This window comes from Zobellella denitrificans (assembly GCF_002407485.1).
GTDB classification, from domain to species: Bacteria; Pseudomonadota; Gammaproteobacteria; order Enterobacterales; family Aeromonadaceae; genus Oceanimonas; species Oceanimonas denitrificans.
This window is the reverse complement of the sequence record NZ_CP012621.1, coordinates 1,470,876-1,495,208: the sequence shown is the minus strand read 5'-3', so window position 1 is coordinate 1,495,208 and position 24,333 is coordinate 1,470,876. Positions and strand designations below refer to the sequence as shown.

21 protein-coding genes are annotated in these 24,333 nt (G+C 64.3%); 7 read left to right on the top strand and 14 right to left on the bottom strand.

Annotated elements, in window-relative coordinates:
- Nucleotides 1-2: 2 nt before the first annotated feature.
- From fdhD to fdhA, 5 genes are all read right to left on the bottom strand, one after another.
- Nucleotides 3-794, bottom strand: a complete 792-nt coding sequence (gene fdhD / locus AN401_RS07095; RefSeq protein WP_198401829.1) for a formate dehydrogenase accessory sulfurtransferase FdhD — start codon at nucleotides 792-794, stop codon at nucleotides 3-5.
- 13 nt (nucleotides 795-807) lie between these two features.
- Complete coding sequence (gene fdhF, locus AN401_RS07090; protein ID WP_096778906.1) at nucleotides 808-3,657, bottom strand: formate dehydrogenase subunit alpha; 2,850 nt, start codon at nucleotides 3,655-3,657, stop codon at nucleotides 808-810.
- The gene (locus tag AN401_RS07085) at nucleotides 3,657-5,198 is read right to left on the bottom strand and encodes a formate dehydrogenase beta subunit (protein ID WP_096778905.1); all 1,542 of its coding nucleotides are present in this window, start codon (nucleotides 5,196-5,198) and stop codon (nucleotides 3,657-3,659) included. Before AN401_RS07085 ends, fdhF begins: the two co-directional genes overlap by 1 nt.
- Nucleotides 5,198-5,689 carry a formate dehydrogenase subunit gamma gene (locus AN401_RS07080; RefSeq protein ID WP_094039493.1) on the bottom strand — a complete coding sequence of 164 codons (492 nt, stop codon included), beginning with the start codon at nucleotides 5,687-5,689 and terminating at the stop codon, nucleotides 5,198-5,200. The genes AN401_RS07085 and AN401_RS07080 overlap by 1 nt, the downstream gene beginning before the upstream one ends.
- Nucleotides 5,690-5,960: 271 nt before the next feature.
- A complete protein-coding gene (gene fdhA / locus AN401_RS07075; protein WP_096778904.1) occupies nucleotides 5,961-7,160 on the bottom strand; it encodes a formaldehyde dehydrogenase, glutathione-independent in 1,200 nt (399 codons plus the stop codon).
- Between the two features lie 415 nt (nucleotides 7,161-7,575).
- Between fdhA and betI the strand changes: the two genes are divergently transcribed.
- The 5 genes from betI to AN401_RS07050 all read left to right on the top strand — a co-directional run bounded on the left by betI (nucleotide 7,576) and on the right by AN401_RS07050 (nucleotide 13,083).
- A complete protein-coding gene (betI, locus tag AN401_RS07070; RefSeq protein ID WP_094039491.1) occupies nucleotides 7,576-8,178 on the top strand; it encodes a transcriptional regulator BetI in 603 nt (200 codons plus the stop codon).
- Entirely contained in the window at nucleotides 8,169-9,632 is a 1,464-nt protein-coding gene (gene betB / locus AN401_RS07065; RefSeq protein WP_096778903.1) for a betaine-aldehyde dehydrogenase, read from the top strand. The genes betI and betB overlap by 10 nt, the downstream gene beginning before the upstream one ends.
- An 18-nt stretch (nucleotides 9,633-9,650) precedes the next feature.
- Nucleotides 9,651-11,333 carry a choline dehydrogenase gene (gene betA / locus AN401_RS07060; RefSeq protein ID WP_096778902.1) on the top strand — a complete coding sequence of 561 codons (1,683 nt, stop codon included), beginning with the start codon at nucleotides 9,651-9,653 and terminating at the stop codon, nucleotides 11,331-11,333.
- A gap of 82 nt (nucleotides 11,334-11,415) precedes the next feature.
- Complete coding sequence (locus AN401_RS07055; RefSeq protein WP_096778901.1) at nucleotides 11,416-11,682, top strand: DksA/TraR family C4-type zinc finger protein; 267 nt, start codon at nucleotides 11,416-11,418, stop codon at nucleotides 11,680-11,682.
- Nucleotides 11,683-11,883: 201 nt separating this feature from the next.
- On the top strand, nucleotides 11,884-13,083 hold the full coding sequence (locus tag AN401_RS07050; protein WP_096778900.1) for an IS4 family transposase: 1,200 nt from the start codon (nucleotides 11,884-11,886) through the stop codon (nucleotides 13,081-13,083).
- 184 nt (nucleotides 13,084-13,267) lie between these two features.
- Here the strand turns inward: AN401_RS07050 and ccoG are convergent, their stop codons facing one another.
- The 3 genes from ccoG to AN401_RS07035 all read right to left on the bottom strand — a co-directional run bounded on the left by ccoG (nucleotide 13,268) and on the right by AN401_RS07035 (nucleotide 17,150).
- Nucleotides 13,268-14,656 carry a cytochrome c oxidase accessory protein CcoG gene (gene ccoG, locus AN401_RS07045; protein WP_096778899.1) on the bottom strand — a complete coding sequence of 463 codons (1,389 nt, stop codon included), beginning with the start codon at nucleotides 14,654-14,656 and terminating at the stop codon, nucleotides 13,268-13,270.
- Between the two features lie 523 nt (nucleotides 14,657-15,179).
- Complete coding sequence (locus AN401_RS07040) at nucleotides 15,180-16,589, bottom strand: aminotransferase-like domain-containing protein (RefSeq protein WP_096778898.1); 1,410 nt, start codon at nucleotides 16,587-16,589, stop codon at nucleotides 15,180-15,182.
- A complete protein-coding gene (locus AN401_RS07035; protein ID WP_094039485.1) occupies nucleotides 16,590-17,150 on the bottom strand; it encodes an acyl-CoA thioesterase in 561 nt (186 codons plus the stop codon). It lies immediately after the preceding gene.
- 214 nt (nucleotides 17,151-17,364) lie between these two features.
- On the opposite strand from AN401_RS07035, the gene tyrR reads away from it, so the two are divergent.
- Nucleotides 17,365-18,921, top strand: coding sequence for a transcriptional regulator TyrR (gene tyrR / locus AN401_RS07030; protein ID WP_096778897.1), 1,557 nt, complete (start codon nucleotides 17,365-17,367; stop codon nucleotides 18,919-18,921).
- Between the two features lie 239 nt (nucleotides 18,922-19,160).
- Here tyrR and AN401_RS07025 read toward each other — a convergent pair whose 3' ends face one another.
- The 6 genes from AN401_RS07025 to AN401_RS07000 form a co-directional block, all read right to left on the bottom strand.
- Complete coding sequence (locus AN401_RS07025; RefSeq protein WP_094039699.1) at nucleotides 19,161-19,808, bottom strand: DUF799 domain-containing protein; 648 nt, start codon at nucleotides 19,806-19,808, stop codon at nucleotides 19,161-19,163.
- Nucleotides 19,805-20,164 carry a DUF4810 domain-containing protein gene (locus AN401_RS07020; protein ID WP_094039700.1) on the bottom strand — a complete coding sequence of 120 codons (360 nt, stop codon included), beginning with the start codon at nucleotides 20,162-20,164 and terminating at the stop codon, nucleotides 19,805-19,807. Before AN401_RS07020 ends, AN401_RS07025 begins: the two co-directional genes overlap by 4 nt.
- Nucleotides 20,165-20,180: 16 nt before the next feature.
- Entirely contained in the window at nucleotides 20,181-20,852 is a 672-nt protein-coding gene (locus AN401_RS07015) for a CsgG/HfaB family protein (protein ID WP_096778896.1), read from the bottom strand.
- Nucleotides 20,853-21,058: 206 nt separating this feature from the next.
- Nucleotides 21,059-21,430, bottom strand: a complete 372-nt coding sequence (locus AN401_RS07010; RefSeq protein WP_269769035.1) for a diacylglycerol kinase — start codon at nucleotides 21,428-21,430, stop codon at nucleotides 21,059-21,061.
- On the bottom strand, nucleotides 21,424-22,161 hold the full coding sequence (gene lpxH, locus AN401_RS07005) for a UDP-2,3-diacylglucosamine diphosphatase (protein ID WP_096778895.1): 738 nt from the start codon (nucleotides 22,159-22,161) through the stop codon (nucleotides 21,424-21,426). The genes AN401_RS07010 and lpxH overlap by 7 nt, the downstream gene beginning before the upstream one ends.
- A 71-nt stretch (nucleotides 22,162-22,232) precedes the next feature.
- Nucleotides 22,233-22,730, bottom strand: coding sequence for a peptidylprolyl isomerase (locus AN401_RS07000; protein WP_096778894.1), 498 nt, complete (start codon nucleotides 22,728-22,730; stop codon nucleotides 22,233-22,235).
- Between the two features lie 141 nt (nucleotides 22,731-22,871).
- Between AN401_RS07000 and cysS the strand changes: the two genes are divergently transcribed.
- The gene (cysS, locus tag AN401_RS06995; RefSeq protein WP_096778893.1) at nucleotides 22,872-24,251 is read left to right on the top strand and encodes a cysteine--tRNA ligase; all 1,380 of its coding nucleotides are present in this window, start codon (nucleotides 22,872-22,874) and stop codon (nucleotides 24,249-24,251) included.
- Nucleotides 24,252-24,333 lie beyond the last annotated feature (82 nt).

The following is a 24,333-nucleotide window of genomic DNA, read 5'->3' as shown; positions in this document are numbered from 1 at the left end:
GGTCAGGTATAGATAACGCCGTCGCCCTGGCGGGCGAAGCCGATAAGGTTGAGCCCGGCGGCGCGGGCCTGCTCGATAGCGAGCGAGGTGGGGGCCGACACCGCCACCAGGGTGGCGGCGCCGAGCACGGCGCACTTGTGCACCATTTCATAGCTGGCCCGACTGGTGACGATGACGAAGGCCGGTGTGACCTGGACGCGCGCCAGGGCGCCCACCAGCTTGTCGAGCGCGTTGTGCCGGCCCACGTCTTCCCGCGCCGCCAGCAGGTTTCCCTCTGCGTCGAACCCCGCCGCCGCATGGGTGGCGCCGCTCTGGTAATGGAGCGGCTGCTGATGGCGGAGTTCGGCAAAGGCGCGGTCGATGACTGCCCGCGCCGGCACCGGACCCGGGCTGACGACGCACACCGGCGCCACCGCCTCGGCCAGGGATTCGGTGCCGCACAGGCCGCAGCCGGTGCGGCCACTCAGGCTGCGCCGCCGGGCCTTGAGCCGGAAGAAGCACTCGGCGGCCAGCTCTATCTCCAGCCGCAGGCCCTTGGGGTCGGCGTTGACCTCCATCCCGTAGATCTGCCCCGGCCGCTCGACGATGCCCTCGGTCAGGCTGAACCCCAGGGCAAAGTCCTCCAGATCCAAGGGGCTTGCCATCATCACCGCGTGGGAGATGCCGTTGTACACCAGGGCCACCGGCACCTCTTCCGCCACCCAGTCATGGCCCTGGCCGCCGCTGAGGCGGCCTACGCCCACTTCCACCAGGCCGGGTTCGGGAGCCGAGGCCTTGGGTTTGCGCTGTGCCATGGGCTCGTCCTCCTCAGTCTCCATGCCGGGCAAAGGCCAACTGCTCCCGGGTAAAGTCGTAGAAGCGTTGTTGCCAGTCCGACAGCGCCTGGGGCGCCTCGGCCGTCACCTGCACCGCCGTCACCTTGTATTCCGGGCAGTTGGTGGCCCAGTCCGAGTTGTCGGTGGTGATCACGTTGGCCCCGCTGTGCGGGAAGTGGAAGGTGGTGTACACCACCCCCGGCTGCATGCGGGTGCTGTGCTGCGCCCGCAGCACGGTACGCCCGGTGCGGCTGTCGATGCTCACCGGCTGGCCGTCCTCGATGCCGCGGGCGGCGGCGTCGTGGGGGTGGATTTCCAGTACGTCCTCGTCGTGCCACACATTGTTGTCGGTGCGCCGGGTCTGGGCACCCACGTTGTAGTGGCTGAGGATCCGCCCCGTGGTCAGCAGCAGCGGGTAGCGCTCGCTCACCTTCTCGGTGGTGGGCATGAACTCGGTCACCACCATCCGTGCCCGGCCGATGGGGAACTGCTCTTCGTGCATCACCGGCATGCCCTCGGGATGCTCGGCGTTGCAGGGCCACTGGATGCTGCCGAGCCGTTCCAGTTTGTCGTAACTGACCCCGGTGAAGGACGGCGTCAGGGCGGCGATCTCGTCCATGATCTCGGAAGGGTGATCGTAGTGCATGGGGTAGCCCAGGGCGTTGGCCAGATCCATGGTCACTTCCCAGTCCTCCTTGCCCGCCAGCGGCGTCATCACCTTGCGCACCCGGTTGATGCGCCGCTCGGCGTTGGTGAAGGTGCCGTTCTTCTCGAGGAAGCTGGCGCCGGGCAGGATCACGTGGGCGAACTTGGCAGTCTCGTTGAGGAAGATGTCCTGCACGATCAGCAGCTCCAGCGAGCGCAGCGCCGCCTCCACGTGCTGGGTGTTGGGATCCGACTGGGCGATGTCCTCCCCCTGCACATACATGGCCTTGAAGCTGCCCTCGATGGCGGCGTCGAACATGCGCGGGATGCGCAGGCCCGGCTCGGGATCCAGGGTCGCGCCCCAGGCGGCCTCGAAGCGGCCGCGCACGGCGGCGTCGGTCACCGGCTGGTAGCCGGGCAGCTCGTGGGGGAAGGAGCCCATGTCGCAGGAGCCCTGCACGTTGTTCTGGCCGCGCAGCGGGTTCACCCCCACCCCGGGCCGGCCGATGTTGCCGGTGGCCAGGGCCAGGTTGGCGATGCCCATGACGGTGGTGGAACCCTGGCTGTGCTCGGTGACCCCCAAGCCGTAGTAGATGGCGCCGTTGCCGGCCCCGCCGTAGAGCAGGGCCGCCTCGCGGATGCGCCGGGCGGGCACGCCGATGATGTCCGCCACCGCCTCGGGGGCATGGCGCGGCTCCAGGATGAAGTCGCGCCAGGCCTGGTATTCCGTCTGGGCGCAGCGCTCGGCGATAAAGTCGTGGTCTTCCAGCCCTTCGGTCACGATCACGTGGGCCAGGGCGTTGACCAGCGCCACGTTGGTGCCCGGGCGGATCGGCAGGTGGATGGCCGCCCCGGTATGGGGGCTGTCGAGCAGGTCGATATGGCGCGGATCCGCCACGATCAGCCGGGCGCCCTGGCGCAGCCGCTTGCGCAGCAAGGAGCCGAACACCGGGTGGGCGTCGGTGGGGTTGGCGCCGATCACCAGGATGCAGTCCGCCTTGAGCACCGAATCGAAGTCCTGGGTGCCCGCCGACTCGCCCAGGGTCATCTTGAGGCCGTAGCCGGTGGGGCTGTGGCACACCCGGGCGCAGGTGTCGGTGTTGTTGTTGCCGAGCGCGGCCCGCACCAGCTTCTGCACCAGGTAGGTTTCCTCGTTGGTGCAGCGCGACGAGGTGATGCCGCCCACGCTGTGGCGGCCGTGCCTGGCCTGCACTTCCTTGAGCCTGCGGGCGGCGAAGCCGATGGCTTCATCCCAGCTCACCTCCCGCCAGGGCTGGTCGATATGATCGCGGATCATCGGCGTGGTCAGCCGGTCCTTGTGGGTGGCGTAGCCGAAGGCGAAGCGGCCCTTGACGCAGGAGTGGCCGTGGTTGGCCTGGCCGCCCTTCCAGGGGGTCATGCGCACCAGCTGGTCGCCCTGCATCTCCGCCTTGAAGGAGCAGCCCACGCCGCAGTAGGCGCAGGTGGTGATCACGCTGTGCTCGGGCTGGCCCTTGGCGATCACCGATTTCTCGGTGAGGGTGGCGGTGGGGCAGGCCTGCACGCAGGCGCCGCAGGACACGCAGTCGGAGCCGAGGAAGTCGGTGTTCTTGCCGGTGGACACCAGGGAGTCGAAGCCCCGCCCCTGGATGGTGAGGGCGAAGGTGCCCTGCACCTCGCCGCAGGCGCGCACGCAGCGGGAGCAGAGGATGCACTTGCTGGCGTCGAAGGTGAAATATGGGTTGGACTCGTCCTTGCCCAACGCCAGGTGGTTTTCGCCGGCAAAGCCGTAGCGCACCTCGCGCAGGCCCACGGCACCCGCCATGTCCTGCAGCTCGCAGTCGCCGTTGGCCGGGCAGGTCAGGCAGTCGAGCGGGTGATCGGAGATATAGAGCTCCATGATGTTGCGGCGCAGCCTGGCCAGGGCCTGGCTTTGGCTGCGCACCACCATGCCCTCGGCCACCGGCGTGGTGCAGGAGGCATGAAAGCCGCGCCGGCCTTCGATCTCGACCGTGCACAACCGGCAGGAACCAAAGGACTCCAGGCTGTCGGTGGCGCACAGTTTGGGGATGTTGATGTCCACCAGGGCGGCGGCGCGCATCACCGAGGTGCCTTCGGGCACGGTCACCTCGACGCCATCGATGTTCAGGGAGACCAGGGTGGCCGACTCGACGGCCGGGGTACCCAGGTCTTTTTCGGGATAAAAATGCTCAACCATTAGCCTTCGCCTCCCTGGCGGTGGAAATCTTCGGGAAAATACTGCAGTGCGCTCTTGACCGGGAAGGGCGTCATGCCGCCCATGGCGCAGAGCGAGCCCTGCATCATGGTGTCGCACAGCTCCTCCAGCAAGGCCAGGTTGGCCTCGCGCTGGTCGTTGGCGACGATGCGATCGATCACCTCCACCCCGCGCACGGCGCCGATGCGGCAGGGGGTGCATTTGCCGCAGGACTCCTCGACGCAGAACTCCATGGAAAAACGGGCCTGCTCGGCCATGTTCACCGACTCGTCGAACACCACCACCCCGCCGTGGCCGAGCACGGCGCCGATGGCGGCAAAGGCCTCGTAGTCGAGCGGGGTGTCGAACTGCTCGGGCGCCAGGTAGGCACCGAGCGGCCCGCCCACCTGCACCGCCCGCACCGGCCGGCCGCTCTCGGTGCCGCCGCCGAAGTCTTCTATCAGTTCGCGCAGGCGGTGGCCGAAGGCCAGCTCCACCAGGCCGCCGCGCTTGAGGTTGCCGGCCAGCTGGAACGGCAGGGTGCCCTTGGAACGGTCGACGCCGAAGCTGGCGTAATGCTCGGGCCCCTCGCTCAGGATGGACGGCACGGCGGCGAAGCTCAGCACGTTGTTCACCACCGTGGGCTGGCCGAACAGGCCGACGATGGCCGGCAGCGGCGGCTTGGCGCGCACCATGCCGCGCTTGCCTTCCAGGCTTTCGAGCAGGGAGGTCTCCTCGCCGCAGATGTAGGCGCCGGCGCCGAGGCGCACCTCCAGCTCGAAGGCGCGGCCGCAGCCCAGGATGTCCTGCCCCAGGTAGCCGGCCGCCCGGGCCCGCTCGATGGCGGTGTTCAACAGCTCATGGGCCAGGGGGTATTCCTCGCGCAGGTAGATGTAGCCCTGGGTGGCGCCCACGGCGAGCCCGGCAATGATCATGCCCTCGATCAGCATGTAGGGATCGGACTCCATCACCAGCCGGTCGGCGAAGGTGCCGGAGTCGCCCTCGTCGGCGTTGCAGACGATGTATTTCTGCGCGCCTTTGGCGTCAAGCACCGTCTGCCACTTGATGCCGGTGGGAAAGGCCGCCCCGCCCCGGCCGCGCAGGCCCGAGGCCTTGACCATGTCCACCAGTTGCTGGGGCGTGCGGTGGACAGCTTTTTCCAGGCCGTCGAAACCGCCCAGCGCCCGGTAATCCGCCAGCGACACCGGATCGGTGACGCCGATGCGGGCGAAGGTGACCCGCTGCTGGCGCTTGAGGTAGGGGATCTCCTCGGTCGGCCCCTGGGCCAGAGGATGGTCGTCGCCGAAGCCGTGTTCGAACAGCGAGGCCACGTCTTCCGGCGCCACCGGGCCGAAGGCGCGTCGGCCACGGCCGTCGTCCACCTCCACCAGGGGCTCCAGCCAGCACAGGCCGCGGGAACCGTTGCGGACCAGTTCGATGTCGAGGCCGCGGGCATCGGCCTCGCGCCGGATCAGGGTCGCCACGTCCTCGGCGCCGAGCGACAGGGCCGTGGTCTCGTAGGGAACGAAGATGCGCAGGCTCATCAGTTCAGCTCCAGTTTGTAGGTGGTCAGTTCGTTTACCAGGGCGTCGAACCGGGCCGGGGTCATGCGCGCCTTGATCTGCTTGCCCACCCGCACCGAGGGGCCGCAGGCGCAGTTGCCGAGGCAGTACACCGCCTTCAGGGTGATGTCGCGGCCGGGGGTGGTCTGGTGATAGTCGATGCCCAGGCTGGCCTTGGCATGGCGCTCCAGCTCGCGGGCGCCGCGGGCCTGGCAGGCCTCGGCGCGGCAGATCTCCACCACGTGCCGGCCCGGCTGTTCGGTACGGAAGTAGTGGTAGAAGCTCACCACCCCGTGCACGTCGGCGGCGGTGATGCGCAGCTCACGGACGATGATGGGGGTGGCGGCGTCGGGAATATAGCCGAAATGGTCCTGGATACTGTGCAAGATAGGCAACAGGGCGCCGGGTTTGTGTTTGAGGGAGCCGACCAGTTGCTCTAGGGTATGGTCCATTGCTGTTTGCTTATCTTCCATAGTATCAACCTGTTATATCGAGTAAACGTCAGGCGGAGGGCCCGCTCCGCGGTATCGGGTGGTCCCTTGTAACAGGCCCTGCGGCGGACCTTGTAGGGTCGACTTCAGTCGACCAAATCACGGCGCCGGCTGCACAATGGTCCACTGAAGTGGACCCTACATCGTGACCAAACCACGGCGCCGACTGCACAATGGTCCACTGAAGTGGACCCTACATCGGACCAACCCCGGCGCCGATGCCGGGGCGGTCCGTTGAAACGAACCCTGCGGCTCAGGCCGCGACCATGCCGTGGGGGTCTATCACGAATTTCTTCGCCACGCCGCCGTCGAAATCGGCGTAGCCCTGCACCGCCTGATCCAGGGAGATCACCTGCACGTTCACCGCCTTGGCGATCTGGACCTTATCAAAAAGTATGGCCTGCATCAGGGGACGGTGATACTTCATCACCGGGCACTGGCCGGTGTGGAAGGAGTGGGACTTGGCCCAGCCCAGCCCGAAGCGCATGCTGAGCGCGCCCTGCTTGGCCGCCTCGTCCGCCGCACCCGGATCCTCGGTGACGTACAGGCCGGGAATGCCGATCTGGCCGCCGGCCCGGGTCAGCTGCATGGCCGAGTTGAGCACGGTGGCCGGCGCTTCCTTGCCATGGTTGCAGCCGCAGGCATGGGCCTCGAAGCCGACGCAATCGACGAAGGCGTCCACTTCCCGCTCGCCGAGGATGGCCTCAATCTTGTCTTCCATCGAGCCGTCTTCGCGCAGGTCGATGGTCTCGCAACCGAAGCTGCGGGCCTGGGCCAGGCGGTCCGGGTTCATGTCGCCGACGATCACGCAGGCGGCGCCCAGCAGTTGGGCGGAGGCGGCCGCGGCCAGGCCCACCGGGCCGGCGCCGGCGATATAGACGGTGGAGCCCGGGCCGACGCCGGCGGTCACACAGCCGTGGAAGCCGGTGGGGAAGATGTCCGACAGCAGGGTGAGGTCGCGGATCTTCTCCAGCGCCTGGTTGGGATCCGGAAACTTCAGCAGGTTGAAGTCGGCGTAGGGCACCATCACGTATTCGGACTGGCCGCCGACCCAGCCGCCCATGTCCACGTAGCCGTAGGCGGCGCCGGGACGGGCCGGGTTCACGTTCAGGCAGATACCGGTCTTGCCTTCCTTGCAGTTGCGGCAACGGCCGCAGGCGATGTTGAAGGGCACCGAAACGATGTCGCCCACCTTGAGGAATTCCACGTCGCGGCCGCATTCGATGATCTGGCCGGTGATCTCGTGGCCCAGCACCAGGCCGGAGGGCGCCGTGGTGCGGCCGCGCACCATGTGCTGGTCGCTGCCGCAGATGTTGGTGGACACCACCTTGAGGATCACCCCGTGGTGGCAGGCCCTGTTGCCCAGAGACAGCTCGGGGAAGGCGATGGACTGGACCTCGACCTTGCCGGGACCGGTATAGACCACACCCCTGTTACCGTGTATCGCACACATGTTCAGCATCCTTCTTGCTTGACGGGTTTGACGCCCCGGCGCCGGGCCGGAACGTGCCGAGCCGGGAGGTCGTGTCACCTCCTCCGGCAGGCTCCCAGTAGACTGCCGAAACCCTTTTGCAACATTGCTGATTAAGACACCGACTTGTCAAAACAAGACATCAAGGTCGTTAACAGCATGGTAACCCCAGTCCTTTCTCTAGCCGGCTCCCAACGCCAGACTAGGGCAGAATGGCATAATGTTAAAATTGTATTAATTAATGGCTGTATTAAGAAAGCCTATTACCGCGGCGCGCCACCGGAAAAAGCAGGCGCCCCGGTGACTGGTCTGCTCACTTCGTCGGCAGATTTCACTTGATCATTTTGAAAACTGTCCTTAGGCTTATTTTTATTGAACGTTCAATTAATAAAAAATTATGCCTATTACCGGAATCAAGGATACCCGCAGGAAACAGCTGATCGACGCCACCCTGGCCTCGGTGGCCGAGTACGGCCTGCAGAACACCACCATCAACAGCATCAGCCGGCTGGCGGGGATGTCGTCGGGCATCATCAGCCACTACTTCGGTGGCAAGCAGGAGCTGATTGAGGCCACTGTTCGGCAGTTGCTGGAAGAGCTGAAGCAGGCGCTGCTCAGTCGCGCCAGCGCCGACATCGCCCCGCAGCAGCGGCTGCTGCGGATAGTGGAAGCCAACTTCACCGAGTTTCAGCGCTCGCGCCCGGCCACCAAGTCGTGGCTGAGCTTCTGGGCCCAGGCCATGCACGACCCGCGCCTGGCCCGGCTGCAACAGGTGAACAGCCAGCGGCTGATCAGCAACCTGCGCTATTCCTTCCGCCCCCTGCTGGGGCCGGAGCAGGCAAAGATTGCCGCCCGCCAGACCGCCGCCCTGATCGACGGCTTCTGGCTGCGCAGCGCGCTCAGCACCGAGCCGGACCGGGACTTCCGGGAAGGCGAACAGCTGTGCAAGAAATTCATCACCGACCTGCTACGGCAGCATGGAGTGAACGCATGTCATTGACGATATACCAGAATTTTATCGACGGCCGCTATGTGGCCAACGAATCCGGCGACACCTTCACCGTGATCAATCCCGCCACCGGCGAGGCCATCTATGAAGTGGAAGTGGCCGACGAGCTGATCAAGGAGCAGGCCATCGCCTCCGCCCGGCGCGGCTTCGCGCAGTGGTCGGCCATGACCGGCATGGAGCGCGCCCGCATCCTGCAAAGGGCCGTGGCCCTGCTGCGCGAGCGCAACGACGAGCTGGCCCGCATCGAGGTGCTGGACACCGGCAAACCCTGGCAGGAAGCCTCGGTGGTGGACGTGGTCACCGGCGCCGACAGCATCGAATTCTTCGCGGGGCTCGCCCCGGCCATCGAGGGCAACCAGCAGAGCCTGGGCGGCGATTTCTACTATACCCGCCGTGAGCCGCTCGGCATCTGTGCCGGCATCGGCGCCTGGAACTACCCGCTGCAGATCGCCTGCTGGAAGGCCGCCCCAGCGCTGGCCTGCGGCAACGCCATGATCTTCAAGCCCTCGGAAGAGACCCCCCTGGGGGCGCTCAAGCTGGCCGAGATTTTTATCGAGGCCGGGGTGCCCGCCGGGGTGTTCAACGTGGTGCAGGGCGACGGCGCCGTGGGTGCCTGGCTGACCCAGCACCCGGACATCGCCAAGGTGTCCTTCACCGGCGAGGTGGGTACCGGCAAGAAGGTGATGGCCGCCGCCGCCGGCTCGCTGAAGGAAGTGACCATGGAGCTGGGCGGCAAGTCGCCGCTCATTATCTTCGACGACGCGGATCTGGACGACGCCGTTTCCGCCGCCATGCTCGGCAACTTCTACACCCAGGGCGAGATCTGCACCAACGGCACCCGGGTGTTCGTGCATAACGACATCTACCCGGCCTTTATGGAGCGGCTGCTGGCGCGCACCCGCAACAACATTGTGGCCGGCGACCCGCTGGATCCGGCCACCAACTTCGGCGCCCTGATCTCCAAGGCCCACTACGACAAGGTGCTGGGCTATATCCAGAAGGGCGTGGAAGAAGGCGCCACCCTGATCCACGGCGGCGAAGCCCTGCGCCCGGCCTCGGCCCCCAACGGCTACTTCGTGGCGCCCACCATCTTCACCGACTGCCGCGACGAGATGACCATCTGCCGGGAAGAGATCTTCGGCCCGGTGATGTCGGTGCTGACCTTCGAGGACGAGGAAGAGGTAGTGGCGCGCGCCAACGACACCGACACCGGCCTGGCCGCCGGCGTCTTTACCAAGGACATCCGCCGGGCGCACCGGGTCATCCATCGGCTGCAGGCGGGCATCTGCTGGATCAACGCCTACGGCGCCTCCCCCGCCGAGATGCCGGTGGGCGGCTACAAGCTGTCCGGCATCGGCCGGGAAAACGGCCTGGCCACCCTGCATCACTACACCCAGCTGAAAGCGGTGTACGTGGGCATGAACAAGCTGGAAAGCCCGTTTTAAGGGCCGCGAGGTAACGCAATGGATAACGTATTCGACTATATCATCGTGGGCGCGGGCTCCGCCGGCTGCGTGCTGGCCAACCGCCTCACCGAGGACGGCCAGCACAAGGTGCTGCTGCTGGAAACCGGCGGCAGCGACAAGAGCATCTTCATCCAGATGCCCACCGCCCTGTCCATCCCCATGAACACCAAGAAGTACGCCTGGCAGTTCGAGACCGAGCCCGAGCCCTTCCTGGACAACCGCCGCATGCACTGCCCGCGCGGCAAGGTGCTGGGCGGCTCTTCCTCCATCAACGGCATGGTCTACGTGCGCGGCCACGCCCGCGACTTCGACGAATGGCAACAGCACGGCGCCGAGGGCTGGGACTACGCCCACTGCCTGCCCTACTTCAAGAAGGCCGAAAGCTGGGCCTTCGGCGGCGACGACTACCGCGGCGACAAGGGGCCGCTCGGGGTCAACAACGGCAACCGGATGCAAAACCCCCTGTACCAGGCCTTTGTGGACGCCGGGGTGGAAGCCGGCTATTTCCATACCGCCGACTACAACGGCCGCCAACAGGAGGGCTTCGGCCCCATGCACATGACGGTAAAGAACGGCGTGCGCTGGTCCACCGCCAACGCCTACCTGCGCCCGGCCATGGGCCGACCCAACCTGACCGTGGTCACCCACGCCCTGGTGCACAGGGTGCTGCTGGACGGCAAGCGGGCGGTGGGGGTGCGCTATGAGCGCAACGGCCAGGTGCAGGAGGTGCGGGTCAGCAAGGAGGTCATCCTCAGCGCCGGCCCCATCGGCTCGCCGCACCTGCTGCAGCTCTCCGGCATCGGCGCCAAAGAGACCCTGGCTGCGGCCGGCATCGAGCTGAAGCACGAGCTGCCCGGGGTGGGCGAGAACCTGCAGGATCACCTGGAGTTCTACTTCCAGTTCCGCTGCAAGCAGCCCATTTCCCTCAACGGCAAGCTGGACCTGTGGAACAAGTTCCTGATCGGCAGCCGCTGGCTGTTGAAGAAGGACGGCCTGGGCGCCACCAACCACTTCGAGTCCTGCGGTTTTATCCGCTCCAAGGCCGGGGTGGAATGGCCCGATCTGCAGTACCACTTCCTGCCCGCCGCCATGCGCTACGACGGCAAGGAAGCCTTCGACGGCCACGGCTTCCAGGTGCATATCGGCCACAACAAGCCGAAGAGCCGGGGTTTCGTGAAGGTGGCCAGCGCCGACCCCAAGGCCGCGCCGCGCATCCGCTTCAACTACCTGGAGCACGAGGAAGACCGCGAGGGCTTTCGCGCCTGCGTGCGCCTGACCCGGGAGATCATCAACCAGCCGGCGATGGACCCCTACCGGGACACGGAAATCCAGCCCGGCGAGCAGGTCAGGACAGACGAGGAAATCGACGCCTTCGTGCGCCGGTCGGTGGAAAGCGCCTACCATCCCTCCTGCTCCTGCCGCATGGGCACCGACGACCTGGCGGTGGTGGACCCGGAAGCCAAAGTGCGCGGCATCAAGGGCCTGCGGGTGGTGGACTCCTCCATCTTCCCCACCATTCCCAACGGCAACCTCAACGCCCCCACCATCATGGTGGCGGAGCGGGCCGCGGATCTGATCCGGGGCAAGGCGCCGCTGGCTCCCTCCACCGCCGAGGTGGGCATAGACCAAGAGTGGCAACACCGCCAGCGGGCGGACAAGCCGGCCCGGGTGCTGGACTGATGTTTTTGCTACCCGGCGCACAGCACCGCCGGGTAGCCGGTGCCAAGATGGCGCACAGTCCAGCAAAAACAGGGGAAACACCATGGCCGGAGGATGGGCACGGGACGGTGCCGTGCAGGAGCAGATAGACGCCAGTGTGGAAGAGGCGGTGCAGAATGCCCGACGTCGGCTCGCTGCCGGCGACAGCCTGAGCCACTGCGAGGAATGCGACGCCCCCATTCCCGAGGCCCGCCGCCGGGCGGTGCCGGGAGTGCGGCTGTGCATCGACTGCCAGGCCGGTCAGGAAAAATCACCTCAGGGTCGTGACGGCATCAACCGCCGCGCCAGCAAGGACAGCCTGCTACGCTGAGCCCCCAAGTCGGGAGTCCATGCGGGTCTGCAGACCCGACGTTATCGCCCGGGCTGGTGCACTCTGCCCTGGATGCCCGCCTGCGCGGGCAAGACGGAGTAAACGTCACTCCCGCGCAGGCGCTGAGGGATCCCCAAAAAAATAGGCAGGCATGGTAGATATTCTCTTTATTAATCGCCAAAAAAACAAAGAGGAGCCGCCATGCCTGCCGTCCGCACAGTTTGCCATAACTTCTTTCGCACTGTCCTCTCTTCTTTCCATAAGGCCCGCACCAACACTCTGCTGTCCTGTGCCGAAGGGTTGATTGCTGGTAACACACTTTCCCTGACGAAAATTGGTCGCCATCTTCCGGGAAAGGCCAAAGTGAAGCACAAGATAAAGCGGGTAGACCGGTTTATCGGCAATCAAAAACTGCACGATGAGAACACTGCCATCAGTGCCGCTATCGCCCGCCGCATCACGGCATGCCTGCCCAGTTGTGTTATTGCCATTGACTGGAGTGGCTGCTGCAGCCAGGACTTCCATGTACTGCGCGCCAGTCTGGTGTATGACGGCCGTGGGTTGCCCTTGCTGAACCGGGTCGTGTCCTCGGAGCGGCAGGAGCATAACGATGAGCATCAGCAGTTTCTTCTCGACCTGCAAGCATTGCTGGGAACGCAACGCCGTGTGGTGATTGTGACGGATGCCGGTTTCAAAACACCGTGGTTACGGCAGGTACGCGCATTGGGCTGGGAGTTTGTGGGCCGGGTTCGCGGACGTATCTACGGCAAGCTGGATAGTGAACAGGAATGGCACCCAGCGACTGGCCTGACACAGCATGCAAGCGCTACGCCCGAGGCGCTGGGGTCCGGCCAGTTGGGCAAGTCAGTGAAGCGTCGTTGCTCGGTTTATTTCCATCAATATCATGGGCCAGCCAAGGGGCGACATAAAAAGCGGGGTAAAAAGCAGCCGCTGTATCCGCAAGCGGAGGAGCGTTACCGTGCTCTGGCCAAGGAGCCCTGGCTGTTGGTTACCTCGGATGAACGCTTGAGCGCCAAAGAAGTGGTATCCATCTACCAGACCCGCATGCAAATTGAGCAAAATTTCCGTGATGACAAGAGCCAGCGCTACGGGTTTGGCTGGAGCAACAGCAAAACCCTCGGGGAAAAACGGATTGCGGTGTTATGCCTGATTGCCCAGGTTGCCACGCTGATGCTGTGGCTGGTGGGATTTGAAGGTGAGCACCAAGGGCGGCATCGGCGCTACCAAGCTAATACGGTGAAACGCCGTGTGCTGTCTTTTCTGAGCTTGGGCAAGCAAATGCTGTTTCATGAGCCCCGGCGAGTCACAGGCTCGCTACTGGAGCGAGCCTTGGCCCGGTTGAGCCGCCTTTACTTACTGTCACCGGGTGTTTCGGCATGACTCATAAAAACTGGGGAGCCCTCAGCGCGCAGGCGGGAGTCCAGTGCAATATTTCATGGATCTCCGCCTTCGCGGAGATGACGGCAGTTTAACCGCATTGATAAAGGGAAATATCTGGCGAAAAATCAGGTGATGGACTTTGCCATCAAGCTGAAGGCCCGCTGGGCCCTTTTGTTGTCTCCCCTTACCTTCCCCCGCTAAAGAACCGGCTTTCAGTGCGCACCTCGGCCTGGCCGTCGCCGGCCACGAAGGTCACCGCCTGCATATGGCCGGGCAGCAGGTAAGGGTCGGCGGCCAGGCTGACCGGCAGGCTCAGGCTTTCGCCGGGCGCCACTTCTATCTCCTGCTCGCCCAGCCAGCGCAGGGCGTCCGCGCCTTCCACCCGCAATTGGTAATGCCGATGCTGCTGGGTCTTGTTGGCGAGCTTGAGGGTATAGCTGTTCTCTACCTGCCCTTCGGCCGTTTCCCGGTACAGCTGGTTGCGATCCCGCAGCACGTCCAGCGCCAGCGGCGGGCGGCTCAAGGCGGCGTAGGCCAGCAGCCCCAGCGCGAGACCCATCATCAGGCCGTAGCCCAGCAGCCGAGGCCGCCGCAGCCGGCTCTGGCCCCCGGCCAGCTCCCGCTCGCTGGCGTAGCGGATAAGCCCGGGGGCATAGCCCATGCCGCTCATGGTCTGATCACAGGCATCTGCACAGGCACCGCAGTTGATGCACTCGTACTGCAGGCCGTCGCGGATGTCGATGCCGGTGGGGCAGACCTGCACGCAGAGGTGGCAGTCGATGCAGTCTCCCAGCCCCAACTGTCTCGGGTCGGCCTTGCGGGCGCGCGGCCCCCGGCTTTCGCCCCGGCGGGCGTCGTAGGTGACGGTCAGGGTATCGCGGTCGAACATGGCCGACTGGAAGCGGGAATAGGGACACATATGGGTGCACATTATGGCGCGCATCCAGCCCGCGTTGAGGTAGGTGCACAGGGTGAAGAACAACACCCAGAAGCTGGTCCAGGGGCCGGTGGAGAACGCCAGCAGGCCGGTGACCAGCTCGGTCGCCGGCACGAAATAGGCGACAAAGGTCACGCCGCTCAGCAGGGCGATCAGCAGCCAGGCCAGGTGCTTGCCGCCCTTGCGGGCGACCTTTACCGGGCTCCAGGCAGCCTGGTCCAGCCGGCGGCGCTGGTTGGCGCTGCCCTCGAGGCGCTCCTCCACCCAGATAAACCAGAAGGTCCATACCGTCTGCGGGCAGAGGTAGCCGCACCAGACCCGCCCCAGCAAGGCGGTGACGAAAAACAGGGCGAAGGCCGCCACCATCAGAAGCAGCGCCAGCAGGGTCAGATCCTGGGGCCAGATGGTGGCGCCGAACAGGTAAAAGCGCTGTTGCTCCAGATCCAGCCATATCGCCTGCCGACCGTTCCAGCGCAGCCAGGGGCCGGCCAGGAACAGCAGCATCAGCGCCCAGCCCAGGCGTTGCCGCCAGCGCTGCCAGCGTCCTTGCTGGGCGCGCACATAGACATGGCCCTGGTCGATGGGCCGTACGGGCGTGGTACAGGTCTTGACGTCAATCCGGGAAGAAGTATCCATAAGGCTCACATTGCTCGGTTGGAACAGGCGGGTCGAACGCCCGCCACGACCGGGGCAGTAGAGCATGGGAGCAGACGGCGCAACATAAACAGTTGGCCGCAGATGAACCATAACAGTTGCGGTCTGTGAGCCGGTTGACAGAACAGCCGGGCTAGAGCACCAGCTTCGATGGCTTCTGACGAGGTGTAGTCTGTCGGCCAAAGGGCACTTCTCCTCCGGCACGCCGTGAACCCATCCATGGGGGCTCCGCCGCGCCCTCCCTGGCGCGGAGGGCCGGCGGAGCAGCGCTCTTTGTCCTCCCTTATCGCCCCCGCTGCCGCCTGTTGGCACCACCTTCAGACGGCGCCGGAGCTTGAAAGAGGCAACAGGGCCACCTCCGCCGACCGTCACCTGCCAGGGATGGCAGGTGCGAGCCTACAGGGACGTACTTGCGGCGTGTCGGCGGAGGTGGCCCTGTTGACTCTCTCTACGTTGCAACAGACAACAAATAGCTGATTGGTCGATTGTTAAACTGATCGGTGCTCTAGGCCAGCTGTTCGCCGATCAGCTCCGCCAGCCGGCGGATGGCGGCGTCGCTGCGGGCATTCCAGGGCAGGGAGGTATTGAGCCGCAGGCAGTGCCGGTAGCGGTCATCGGTGGCGAACATGCGCCCGGGGGCTATGGTGATGCCCTCCGCCAGGGCCCGCCAGTACAGCCGGGTGGTACAGACCGGCGCCGGCAGCTCGATCCACAGGAAGTAACCGCCTTCGGCGCCATGCAGCCGGGCCGAGGGCGGAAAGGCCCGCTGCACCGCCCGGCAGAAGCGCTGCTTGCGCTGTGCCAGGGTGCGCCTCAGGGTATGCAGGTGCTTGTCGTAGTGGTGGCCGGAAAGGTAATCGGCCAGGGCCAGTTGCATGGGTGCACTGGCGGACAGGGTGCTCATCAGCTGCAGCCGCTGCACGGCCTCGGCCTGCCGCCCCGCCGCCACCCAGCCGATGCGCATGCCGCTGCCCAGGGTCTTGGAGAAGGAGGCGCAGTGCAGCACCCGCCCCTCTTCGTCCCAGGCCTTGATCGGCAGGGGCGGCTCGTCCCCGGCATACAGCTCGCCGTAGACATCGTCCTCAATCAGGGCCACGTCGTGCCTGGCCAGCAGCGCCAGCAGCCGCTGCTTGCGGGCCGCCGGCAGGGTGCCGCCCAGGGGATTCTGGCAGTGGCTCATCAGCCAGCAGGCCTTGACCGGGTAGCGTTCCAGGGCCTCGGCCAGGGCATCCGGATCCATGCCTTTCTGCGGATCCGTGGCCACCGCCACCGCCTTCAGCCGGTGCCGCTCCAGCGCCTGCAGCGCGCCATAGAAGGCGGGCGACTCCACCACCACCCAGTCGCCGGGCACGGTGAGCGACTGCAGGCCGAGGTTGAGCGCTTCCAGCGCCCCCGAGGTGATGACGATTTCATCGGGCGACACCCTCATGCCCCGGGCCGCGTAGCGGCGGGCGATGGCACGCCTGAGCTCGATGCGGCCGGGAGGCAGGCTCACGCCGGTGCCCTGGCTGTGCAGTTGCCGGGCCACCCGGCCGAGGGAGCGGGCCAACTGCTGGCGGGGAAAGAGCGACGGATCGGGAAAGGCGGAGCCCAGGGCGACGCAGGCCGGATCGTCCCCGGCCTGCAGCAGCTTGAAGATAACGGCGTTGATATCGACGGTCTCCGCCGGTTGCAGCAAGGACGGCGAATGCTCAATGGGGCTGGCCAGCGGCTCGGCCACGAAATAGCCGGACTGGGGTCGGGAGCGGATCCAGCCCTCGCTTTCGAGCAGCTGATAGGCGCTGAGCACCGTCATCAGGCTGATATCCGCCCGGCGCGCGCTTTCCCGCAGGGAAGGCAGCCGGTCTCCCGGCTGCCAGGCGCCGGCCGCGATCTGGCCTTGCAGCTGCCGGGCCAGTTGTTCGTATTTGGTCACTCAGCCGCGCGCCAGTTGGCAGTTCTCCCCCTTCAGCTCGGCCATTTCCTGTCCCACGCTCAGGGCCTGGCGGATGTCGGCGATCTCCTGCTGGTGGGCACGGCGCAGCTTCTTGCGCAGCTTGCCCATCACGAAGCGGCGGATTTCCTCCTCGCTCTCGAGGATAAGGCCGGGCACGGCGACGGGCTTGCGGGTTTCCTCATCCAGCGCCACCATGGTGAAGTAGGAGGTGTTGGTGTGCTTGACGATGCCGTTTTTGAAGTCTTCCGACACCACCTTGATGCCCACCTCCATCGAACTCTTGCCCACGTAGTTGACCGAGGCGTACAGGGTGAGCAGCTCGCCCACCTCCACCGGGTTGACGAAGTCCACCGAGTCCACCGAGGCGGTCACACAGTAGCCCTTGGCATGGGTGGCGGCGCAGGTATAGGCGATTTTGTCCATCAGCGACAAAATGACCCCCCCGTGCACCTTGCCGCCGAAATTGGCGTAGGAAGGGACCATCAACTCCTTGAGGATGACCTGGGACGACTCGACCGTTCTGAAACCCGCTTCGTTCATTGCTTCACCTGATTTGTTCTTGATTCCGGATGCTCCGCCTTCCCGCGCTCCGGGAAAGGCGCTTAAGGATGTCCGAGCCGGCCTCCGGCGTAAACCGTTTGCGGCCGAAAAAGCCGATTTTTTTACGCCGGCTTCCCTGCCCGTCCAGGCGGGGCTCGTATCGCCCATCGCTGTAAGGTATTATTTACAGCCTGACAAGGCACAAGACGGCACCATGCGCTTAAAAGTTACCTGCGAAGACCGCCTGGGCATGACCCGGGAGCTGCTGGACATACTGGTGGAACACCAGATCGATCTGCGCGGCATCGAGATCGACACCAGCGGTATCATCTACCTGAACTTCCCCACCCTGGATTTCTCCGCCCTGCAGCACCTGATGCCGGCCATCCGCCGCATTCCCGGGGTGTTCGACGTCAAGACCATCCCCTGCATGCCCTCGGAGCGGGAGCACAACGCCATCATGGCGCTGCTCAAGGCGCTGCCCGACGCCGTGGTGGCGGTGGACACCAAGGGCCGCATCAGCCTGGCCAACGACGCCGCCTGCGCCCTGCTGGCCCAGCCCCAGTCGCAGTTGCTGCAACAACCCCTGGGGCCCCTGCTCAGGGGCGTTTATGTGAGCCGCTGGCTGGAGCAGGCCGAGCCGCAGCCGCTCAGCGAAAAGGTGACCATAGACCACGAACCCTACCTGGCCGACTTCCTGCCCATCTGGGTGACGGAAGAGTCCGGCGAACAGAGCCTGGCCGGCGCCGTGGTGGTGTTCAAGTCCGCCTACCGGGTGGGCCAGCACTTCAAGGTGATGCGCAGCCGGGAAAGCGGCCATTTCGACGGTCTCATTGCCCAGAGCCCGGCCATGAGCGAGCTGCTCCGGGAAGCCCGCCGCCTGGCCACCCTGGACGCCCCCCTGCTGATCCAGGGCGAAACCGGCACCGGCAAGGAGCTGCTGGCCCGGGCCTGCCATAACGCCAGCCTGCGCGGCGAAGGGCCCTTCATCCTGCTCAACTGCGCCGCCATTCCCGACGAGGCGGCGGAAAACGAGCTGTTCGGCTACGCCCCCGGCGCCTTCGGCAACAATGCCCAGGGCAAGCGCGGCGTGCTGGATCAGGCCAACGGCGGCACCCTGGTGCTGGACGAGATCGGCGAAATGTCGGCCCTGTTGCAGCTCAAGCTGCTGCGGGTGCTGCAGGACGGCGTCTTCCGCCGCCTGGGCGACGAGCAGGAGGTGAAGGTGGACATACGCTTTATCTGCACCACCCAGCAGGATCTGGCCGGGCTGGTGCAGGGCGGCCGGTTTCGCCGGGACCTGTTCTACCGGCTCAACGTGCTCAACCTGCAGATCCCGCCCCTGCGCCAGCGGCAGAAGGACATACTGCCCCTGGCCCAGCACTTCTGCACCCGCTTCGCCGCCGAGCTGGAACGGCCCCGCCCCCGCCTGTCCCCTGCCCTGGCCGACTATCTACAGCATTACGCCTGGCCGGGCAACGTGCGCCAGCTCCGGCACAGCCTGTACCGGGCCATCAGCCTGCTGGAGGGGGACGAACTGGATCTGGCCCAGCTGTCGTTGCCGGAGCAGAACGGCCTGCAGGGGCTGGACGCCCTGTGCGAAGGCTCGCTGGAAGAGGCGGTGAAAGGTTTCGAGCGGATACTGCTGGAACGGCTCTACCCGGAATACCCCTCCACCCGCCAGTTGGCCAGGCGACTCAATATCTCCCACACCGCCATCGCCAACAAGCTCAAGGATTACGGTATCGGCAAGCACAGCCGGCAGAAGTGAGCTAGGAAGAATGGCCGAAGGTGTTGCCTTCGGCCTGCTTAACAAGCGCCCGCCACACGGCTGAAGCCGTGTCTACCACTCCCTGTCACTCCCGCGAAGGCGGGAGTCCAGCGCAAACTGTCATGGATCTCCGCCTTCGCGAAGATGACCACGGTTAAACAACAGCGTTGAAGGAAAAGGGCTACCTGGAAATAACCGACCGTACCCGATGTTGGGTACGGCCGTGACATTCCACTGATTTACTGGGCAAAATGCGGAGAGCGGGGTCCGTAGAGAATGCCGTTGGGCACTCCCGCCGACAGCAGGCGGGCGCTGGTGATACCGGAGATCTGGTGTCCTTTGTCGGTCAGGGTATTGGCAATCTGCTCGATCACCGCCTGCACCATCATTCCGATCAGGCCACCTGAGTTGGAGTTCTGCTCGCTGCTGGAAGCGGTCGCCTTGCCGGACCAGAGTTGCCGCCCCGTTCTAAGGTCGACCAGGCGGGCACTGGCTGTAACCCGGGTGTCGCTGCTGATGATCATATAACTGGTGCCGTAATCCTCGACATCGATATACAGCACGGCATCGGCACCAAAAATCTGATGCAGTTTGTCCAGGGGAACGTTATGGATGTCTTCCGGATCGGTCAGGCCGTTCTGCCGGAAGGTTTCATCCACCACCGCGACAGGGAAAACGTAATAGCCGGATTCCGCCAATGGATAGGTTACCTGGGATAGCATGCTGTAGCTGGCCTTGACGTCAGGCGACTGGTTTGTCGGCGGCAACACCAATATGGACTTGGGTTTGGACTCCTTGAAGGCGCTATAGTCGTAGGCCTCAGGCGTAGCACAGCCCACCAGTGTCACTGCAACAAGCAACAGGAGTGGATACAGTGTCCGTTTCATTGCAGGGTGTCCTTATTCTGTTTAAGTAAAAAATCCATAAACACCGCCGACTCGGGAAACAAACGTTTCTCTGTCGCAAACTGCTCTAGTGCCTGCTGCTCTCTCCCACTATGGGCATAAAGCAATCCCAGGTGGGCATGCAAACCGGGTGCTACCCGGCGATCAGCCGCCCGCGCTTTTTCAATGCTCTCTTCCAGTTGGGCGGCCTGCTCATCCAAGTTGTTGTTATCCACTTGGTAATATTGATAAACCGACGGCTGATAAGCATCCCACTGATACAACGTAGTCGGCCCGGAACAGCCGGCAAGCAAAACTGCTGCCGTGAACAACGAAAAGGTATAGCGTTTATTGTGCATTTTATCTTCCTGCTGGTTAGCGCACGGGGTTCCAGGCACCCTGATCGATACCGGCCACCAAATTATTCACCGCTTCACGAATGGCCAGATCCAGTACCTTGCCGTTCAGGGTTGAGTCATAGCCGGCGGTACCGCCAAAGCCGATGACCTCGCGGTTGGACAGGCTGTACTCGCCAGCCCCCTGGGAAGAAAAAACCACCTCCGAGGTCTGCACATTCACCACGTTCAGGTTGACCTTGGCATAGGCAATCTGTGATTTGCCCCGTCCCAGGATACCGAACAGCTGATGATCACCGACCGCCTTGCGGCCAAACTCGGTGACATCCCCAGTAACGACATAATCAGCCCCCTTTAACGCCTGCGCCTCTCCTTTAATGCTGGCCTCGGCTTTTATCTCCTGCATATTGGTCCTGTCCAGCACATTGAAACGGTTGCTCTGCTGCAAATGTGTGACCAATATGGTGGTTGCCTGATTGCCCAGCCGATCGACTCCGTCCGAAAAAATACCGCGCTGGAAACTGGAGCGGTTTTCAAATTTACCAACGGAAATGGGACTGCGAACCCCCTGGTACTGACTGCCATATGAATTGACTTTTTCTACCGCCAGCGAGCGGGAAGACTCTGTTGCACAACCGCTGATCAGGGTGGCGGAGAGCAGGGTGGCACACACTAATGTTGTTTTTCTCATTATCACCGTCTCTTTTGTTTAAAAAATGAACGCATTAATAATTTTGATAGGAGCATTACCAGCAAGCCGCCCAATTTTATTGCAAGCCTGGAAAATAGTAAAAACAATAAACAGCGGTTCCGAATAGCAAATTACTGCAAACGGCGTATTGAATTATTGGGGCCGACCGTTTTATTTGCTTGAACGGCCTCCCCAAAAAAGTGGCTTCAGGCGAGGTAGTCGAGCAATACCAGTATCCAGGTCAGGGCCGCCAGCAGCAGGGTCAGCAGCACGGCGGCCGAGCCCATGTCCTTGGCGCGGCCGGCCAGTTCGTGGTGCTCGGGGCCGATGCGATCCACCACCGCTTCCACCGCCGAGTTGAGCAGTTCGACCACCAGCACCAGCACCAGGCTGCCGACAAGCAGTACCCTGGCCACCAGCCCTACCTCCCACCAGACAGCCAGGGGCAGCAATACCGCCACCAGCCAGCATTCCTGGCGAAAGGCCGCCTCGTTCCGGTAGGCGCTCTTCAGGCCCTGCAGCGAATAGCCGCCGGCGGAGATGATGCGGGACAATCCCGTCTTGCCTGGTTTCATGATTGATCCTCGAAGGCCCTGCTCTGCAATTCCACACCCCGGGGGCCGACCGCCAGCACGCTGCCCTGGGTGTACCAGTCGCCGAGCACGATGCGGCGGGCGGGCCGGCCCGCCAGGGTAAAGTCGTGGATGGCGGGCCTGTGGGTATGGCCGTGGATCAGCCGCCGTACGCCCGCCGCGTTCATCTGCCGCTCCACCTCGGCCTGGTTCACGTCCATCACCTGCATCATCTTGTCCTGCTTGGACTGGGCGCTCCTGCCGCGGATGCCCTCGGCGATGGCGATACGGCGGCGCAGCGGCAGGCGCAGGAACAGCCACTGCAGCCAGCGCCAGCGGGTAATGCGGCGATAGCGCTGGTAACCGGCGTCGTCGGTGCACAAGGTGTCGCCGTGCATGATAAGGGTGGGTTCGCCGTACAGGTCGATCACCCGGCGCTCGGGCAGCAGCGTCATGCCCGCCTCGGCGGCAAAGCGGCGGCCCACCATAAAGTCCCGGTTGCCGTGGATAAAGTAGACGGGCGTGCCCCGCTCGCTGCAGGCACGGAAAGCCGCCGCCACCTGCCGGTGGAGCGGACTCGGCTCGTCGTCGCCAATCCAGAATTCAAACAGATCGCCCAGCACATAGAGCGCCTCGGCATGCACCGCCTCCTCCGCCATAAAGCGCAGGAAGGCGGCGGTGATGTCGGGCCGCCCGGTGCTCAGGTGCAGATCGGCGATAAAGAGGGTACAGGGCATGAATGGCGGTTCCTGAAGACAAAGACGACAATGCCCGCCGGGGCGGGCATTGTTTCAAGCGGCCGGGGGCCTTATTCGCTGACGGTCACGCCGGTGATCAGCACGTCATCCACCGGCACGTCCTGGTGCATGTAGCCGCGGGTGCCGGTGGCCACGCCCTTGATCTTGTTGACCACGTCCATGCCCTCGACCACTTCGCCGAACACGCAGTAGCCGTAGCCCTGGGAGGTGGCGGACTTGAAGTTCAGGAAGTCGTTGTCGTTGACGTTGATAAAGAACTGGGCGGTGGCGGAGTGGGGCTCCATGGTGCGGGCCATGGCGATGGTGCCCACCTTGTTGGCCAGGCCGTTATCGGCCTCGTTCTTGACCGGCGCACGGGTCTTCTTCTCCTCGAAGCCGGGGCCGTAGCCGCCGCCCTGGATCATGAAGCCGTCGATCACCCGGTGGAACAGGGTGTTTTCGTAGTGGCCGTCACGGCAGTATTGCAGGAAGTTGGCAACGGTGTCGGGGGCCTTGTCGGCAAACAGCGTCAGGGTGATGTCGCCGTAGGTAGTGTGCAGTGTGACCATAATCGTGTATCCGGTAAATGAAGTTCAGGAACGATTTTAACGCATGGCGCCGCTTTAGCGAACCCCTGCCGCCCACGAGGCTTGCACCGAATGGCCATTAAAGGTTCAATACGCACAGACTCACCACCAAGACGCTGGATCATGCTGAAAATCTACAACTCCCTTACCCGACAAAAAGAAGAATTCAAACCCCTGGTGCCCGGCAAGGTCGGCATGTACGTCTGTGGTGTGACCATTTACGATCTCTGCCATATCGGCCATGGCCGGACCTTCGTCGCCTTCGACGTGGTCACCCGTTACCTGCGCTACCTGGGTTATGACCTGACCTTTGTGCGCAACATCACCGATATCGACGACAAGATCATCAAGCGCGCCGCCGAAAACGGCGAAAGCTGCGATGCCCTGACCGAGCGGCTCACCGTCGAGATGTACCGGGATTTCGATGCGCTGAACATCGCCCGCCCCGATATCGAGCCCAAGGCCACCCAGCACATCCCCGACATCATCGCTATGGTCGAAACCCTGCTCAGGGACGGCCACGCCTATGTGGCCGACAACGGCGACGTGCTGTTCGAGGTGAGCAGCTTCAAGGAGTACGGCAAGCTTTCCGGCCAGAACCTGGAGCAATTGCAGGCCGGCGCCCGGGTGGAAGTGGAGCAGGCCAAGCGCAACCCGCTCGACTTTGTGCTGTGGAAACAGTCCAAACCCGGCGAGCCGAGCTGGGATTCGCCCTGGGGACCGGGTCGCCCGGGCTGGCACATCGAGTGCTCGGCCATGAACGGCAAGCACCTGGGCAAGCATTTCGACATCCACGGCGGCGGCTCGGATCTGCAGTTCCCCCACCACGAGAACGAAATCGCCCAGAGCTGCTGTGCCAACCACAGTCCCTACGTCAACACCTGGATGCACTCGGGCATGGTGATGGTGGACGAGGAGAAGATGTCCAAGTCGCTCGGCAACTTCTTCACCATCCGCGACGTACTGAAGCATTACGACGGCGAGACCGTGCGCTACTTCCTGCTGTCCGGCCACTACCGCAGCCAGCTCAACTACTCGGACGACAACCTGAACAAGGCCCGGGCGGCGCTGGAGCGCCTCTATACCGCCCTGCGCGATCTGCCGGTGATCGAGGCCCGCGGCGGCGAGGAATTCGTGACCCGCTTCAGGGCGGCGATGGACGACGACTTCAACACCCCCGAGGCCTACTCGGTGCTGTTCGATCTGGCGCGGGAGATCAACCGGCTCAAAGGCCAGGACGACGAGGCCGCCGCCCATCTCGCCGCCCGCCTGCGCGAGCTGGCCGGGGTGCTGGGACTGCTCGCGCAGGATCCGGAAGACTTCCTGCGCGGTGACGCGGGCAGCGAGGATGAAGTGGCCGAAATCGAGCGGCTGATCCAGGCCCGCCTCGACGCCCGCAAGGCCAAGGAGTGGGCCGCCGCCGACGCCGCCCGGGACCGGCTCACCGCCATGGGCATAGTGCTGGAAGACGGCCCCGACGGCACCCGCTGGCGCCGCAAGTAACCGCCGCCACCGCATATTGAAAAATCCGCCATGGGCACCATAATAGGTGCCCTGTTTTTTATCGTGCCCCTGTGGGCCCTGA